Raw genomic sequence first — 4,815 nt, 5'->3', positions numbered from 1 at the left:
CCTGTAGCAGCTGGCGCAGCCTGCGTCCGGCTGCGAAGCAGTCGCAAAATCAGACACTGCGGTCCATCAGTTACACCGTGCATTCAGGGTTTACGACTGCTGCGCAGCCGGACGCAGGCTGCTACAGGACGTGTGAATTTGAAGGGTGCTTTTCAAGGCACAGGGATTTTGGCAACACAACTAAGGACGGTAGCTGGATGAATAACAAGCACAACAACCTTGCCATGCTCTGCGCATTGGCCACCCTCGGTACCGCGCAAGCGGCGCCTTACATGGAAAACGGTAGAGCGGGCGATCCCAACAGTTGGCGCAGCGCTGAATTCAATGCCGATTGGGGGCTGGGAGCGGTCAACGCACAAGAGGCCTACGCCGCCGGTTACACCGGCAAAGGCGTGAAGCTGGGGATCTTCGACCAACCGGTCTACGCCGCGCATCCGGAGTTTTCCGGCACCAACAAGGTGATCACTCTGGTCACCAGCGGCATCCGCGAATACACCGACCCGTACATCCCGGTCAAAGCCGGCGATGCGTTTCGCTACGACGGTTCGCCCTCGATCGGTTCCGACGGCAAGCTGGGTGCCCACGGCACCCACGTTGGCGGAATCGCTGCCGGCAGTCGCGATGGCGGCCCGATGCATGGCGTGGCGTTTGGCTCGCAGATCATCAGTGCGGACAACGGCGATCCGGGCCCGGAGGACGGCATCATTCGCGGCAACGACGGCGCGGTCTACAAGGCCGGTTGGGATGCCTTGATCGCCAGCGGCGCGCGGATCATCAATAACAGTTGGGGCATCGGCATCACCGATCGCTTCGACCTCGGCGGACGCAACCCCGCCTACCCGCATTTCACCGTGCAAGACGCGCAATTGCAGTTCAACGAGATCCGTCCGTTGCTCGGGACCAAACCGGGCGGAGCCTACGACGGCGCCATCGCGGCGGCCCTCAGCGGTATCGTGACGATCTTCGCGGCCGGCAACGACTACAACCTCAACAACCCGGACGCTATCGCAGGCCTGGGCTATTTCGTCCCGGACATCGCGCCGAACTGGGTGACCGTGGCGGCGTTGCAGAAAAACCCGGACCTCAACAGCCCGGACCTCTACAACATCAGCACCTTCTCATCGCGCTGCGGCTACACCGCAAGCTTTTGCGTGTCCGCACCGGGCAGCAAGATCTACAGCTCGATCATCAGTGGTACCAACGCCGACAACCTGACCACCGGCTACAAGAATTACAACGGCACCTCGATGGCGGCGCCGCATGTCGCCGGTTCCATGGCCGTACTGATGGAACGCTTCCCGTACATGACCGGCGCCCAGGTCGCCAGCGTGTTGCGCACCACGGCCACCGACCTCGGTGCGCCAGGTGTCGATTCGCTGTACGGCTGGGGCATGATCAACCTGCGCAAAGGCATCGATGGCCCGGCGATGTTGGTCACCGAGCAAGACATTCCCGAGGAGTTCCGCATCCAGGGTGCCTACGGTTCGAGCCAGTTTGTCGCGGATTTGCCAGGCATCGGCGCGATTATCGACGCGGGCAAACCGACCGAACGCGTGTGCAATGACGTGCACTGCGGCCTCGACACGTGGCGCAACGACATTTCCGGCCATGGTGGCCTGACCAAGCAGGGCATCGGCACGCTGGTCATGACTGGCGCCAACACCTACGCCGGCCCGACGCTGGTCAATCAGGGCCGATTGGCAATCAACGGCTCGCTGCTCTCGGCGGTCACCGTCAACGACAGCGGGATCCTCGGCGGTAATGGCCGCATCGGCGCATTGACCGCGAAAAGCGGTGGCACCGTAGCGCCAGGCAACTCCATCGGCATCTTGCAAGTGGCGGGCGACGTGACCTTCGAACCTGGCTCGACCTACGCCGTGGAGTTGTCGCCGACCAGCAGCGATCAGATCGTGGCGGGCGGCAAAGCGGTGATCGACGGCGCTACCGTCAGCCTGTCCCTGGAAAACAGCCCGACCTTGCTGACCACCAGCGAAGTGAAATCCCTGCTCGGCCATCAGTACAACATTCTGCAAGCGGCCGGCGGGATCGAAGGCCGTTTCGGCGCCGTGCTCCCGGATTATCTGTTCATCGGAGGCACACTCGGCTACTCGGCCAATGGCATCCAACTGGCGGTAGAGCGCAACGCAGCGTCCTTCGCCAGCGTCGGCCAAACCCCGAATCAACGCGCCGTCGCCGCGGCCGCCGAGCAACTGGGCGCCGGCAATCCGCTCTATGAAACCTTGCTGCTTTCGCCGACCGCCGCCGTCGCGCAACAAGCCTTCCAGCAACTGTCCGGTGAGATTCACCCGGCGATCGGCACGCTGCTGATCAACGATAGCCGTTACCTGCGCGATGCCGTTGGCGAGCGCCTTCGTGAACGTGATCTGTTTGACGCCGCGGCACCCACCGATGACCGCAGCAACGCCTGGGTCAAAGTCCTTGGCGCCTGGGGCAAGAGCGATGGCGGGCATGACAACGCCAGTTCCAACAGCTCCATCGGCGGCTTGCTGGCCGGTGTCGACGGCCTGATCACTGAAGATACTCGGCTGGGTTTCGTGACCGGTTACAGCGACAGTTCGTTGAGCATGGGCGATGGCACACATTCGTCAGCCTCCGTCGACAGCTACCACTTGGGCGCCTATCTGGGCCATGAAATCGATGCACTGCGTCTGAGCGCCGGTGGCGCTTACAGCTGGCACCGCATCGACGTGAAACGTGACCTGCAATTGGGCGACGTCAGCGGCAAACAGAAATCCAAACGCGATGCGACAACCGCACAACTGTTTACTGAAGCGGCGTATCGCCTGGACCTGCAACCGCTGGCACTGGAACCGTTCGCCAACCTGGCTTATGTGCACCTGAACAGCGACAGCTTCACCGAAAAAGGTGATGCCGCAGCGCTCAAGGGTGGCGAAGACAACCGCGACGCCGTGCTCTCGACCCTAGGTCTGCGGGCGAGCAAAGCGATTGCCCTGTCGGACAAGCAGCTGGAACTGTCCGGCACGCTGGGCTGGCAGCACAACCTGAGCAACACCCGTTCCGAAGATCATCTGGCCTTCGCCAACGGCAACACCGCGTTCAGCGTGCAGAGCGTTTCCCTGGACCGTAACGCTGCCGTCATTGGTGCGCGGGCCGGTTTGGCGGTGGCGCAGGACGTTCGTTTGAGCCTGGATTACAACGGACTGCTCGGCTCCCGCGAGAAAGACCACGGTGTGGGTCTGACGCTCGACTGGCAGTTCTGATTTGACGCAAAGGAAGCAAACCTATGGGACTGTTTGATTACAAAAATGCTGACGGCAAGGCGTTGTACTCCGATGCCATCGCGCTGACGCTGTATGCGTACACGCCGACGGGTCAGCCACTGCCGGCGACCGGTTGGGCGCCGATTGGCGCCACGCAGCTGGGTTATCAAGGCAAGGTCGGCGCTCAAGGCACCTTCTATGGCGAGCAGGACGGCTTCACCAGCGCCGAAGCCGAAGTGCTCGGCAAGTACGACGCGGCGGGCAAGCTGATCGGTATCGGCATTGCCTTCCGAGGCACCGGCGGCCTGGGTTACAGCGACACCTTCGGCGACATGAAAAACAATCTGCTGGCCGCCGTCGGCCCGGTGGATTACGCGACGAACTATGCGAAGAATGCCTTCGACAACTTGCTCAAGGACGTTGCCGCGTTTGCGATTGCCCATGGCCTGAGCGCCAGGGACGTCATGGTCAGCGGCCATAGCCTGGGCGGGCTGGGCGTCAACAGCCTCGCCGAACTGAGTGGCAACAACTGGGGCGGTTTCTTCAAGGAGGCCAACTACGTTGCCTTCGCCTCGCCGACCCAGAGCGCTACCGGCAACAACGTGCTGAACATCGGCTACGAAAACGATCCGGTGTTTCGGGTACTTGACGGCACCACGTTCAGCAGCGGTTCGCTGGGCAAGCACGACGGACATCAGGACTCGGCGACCAACAACATCGTCAACTTCAATGACCAGTACGCGTCCACCTCGCAGAACCTGGTGCCGTTCAGCATCCTCAACCCGCTGAACTGGTCGGCTCACGGTTCGCTGGGCTATGCCGACGGTTTGAACCGGGTGATCGACTCGCGTTTCTACGACCTCACCGACAAGGACTCGACGCTGATCGTGTCCAACCTCGCGGAAGCGTCCCGGGGCAAGACCTGGGTCGAGGACCTTGGTCGCAGCGGCGAACCTCACACCGGCAGCACATTCATCATCGGCACCGACAGCAACGACCTGCTCAAGGGCGGTGCCGGCAATGACTTCATCGAAGGCCGCGATGGCAATGACCGGTTCCGCGATGACGGTGGCTACAACCTCCTGCTGGGCGGCAAAGGCAACAACACCTTCGAACTGCAGAAGCCGTTGCAGAACTTCAGCTTTTTCAACGACGGCGACGGCACGCTGTACGTGCGTGATGCCTATGGCGGCATCAGCATGACCCGCGATATCGGCGCACTGGTCAGCAAGGAGTCGGGCTCATGGTGGGGGAGCAAGGAGGTGGCTTACAGCGTCACCGCCAACGGTTTGCTCAACGGCAGTGAGCTGACCCAGTACAACCACTCGCTTAACGGTGACGCCTACGGCAACACACTGGCAGCCAGCGTCGACGGCGACTGGTTGTTCGGCAATGCCGGCAACGATCTGCTGCGCAGCGACAAAAGCCACGTGACCTTCGTCGGTGGCGCGGGCAATGACGAAATGCAGGCCTCGGGTGGCAACAACACGTTCCTGTTCAGCGGCGCCTTCGGTTTCGACGCGATCAATGGCTACCAGGGCAGCGACAAACTGCTGTTCATGGGCGTTCAGGG

Annotated in this window: 2 protein-coding genes; both read left to right on the top strand. The window is 62.0% G+C overall.

The features are described 5' to 3' along the window. Window positions 1-197 precede the first annotated feature (197 nt). Entirely contained in the window at window positions 198-3,242 is a 3,045-nt protein-coding gene (locus WLY71_RS29720) for an autotransporter domain-containing protein (RefSeq protein ID WP_347806416.1), read from the top strand. A 23-nt stretch (window positions 3,243-3,265) separates the two neighbouring features. Next, window positions 3,266-4,815 (top strand): polyurethane esterase (locus tag WLY71_RS29715; RefSeq protein WP_347806415.1); only part of this gene is annotated, 1,550 nt, incomplete at its 3' end.

Source organism: Pseudomonas rossensis, assembly GCF_039888995.1.
Classification (GTDB): Bacteria; Pseudomonadota; Gammaproteobacteria; order Pseudomonadales; family Pseudomonadaceae; genus Aquipseudomonas; species Aquipseudomonas rossensis.
The sequence above is the reverse complement of the archived record's forward strand: the minus strand, read 5'-3'. Positions and strand labels throughout refer to the sequence as shown.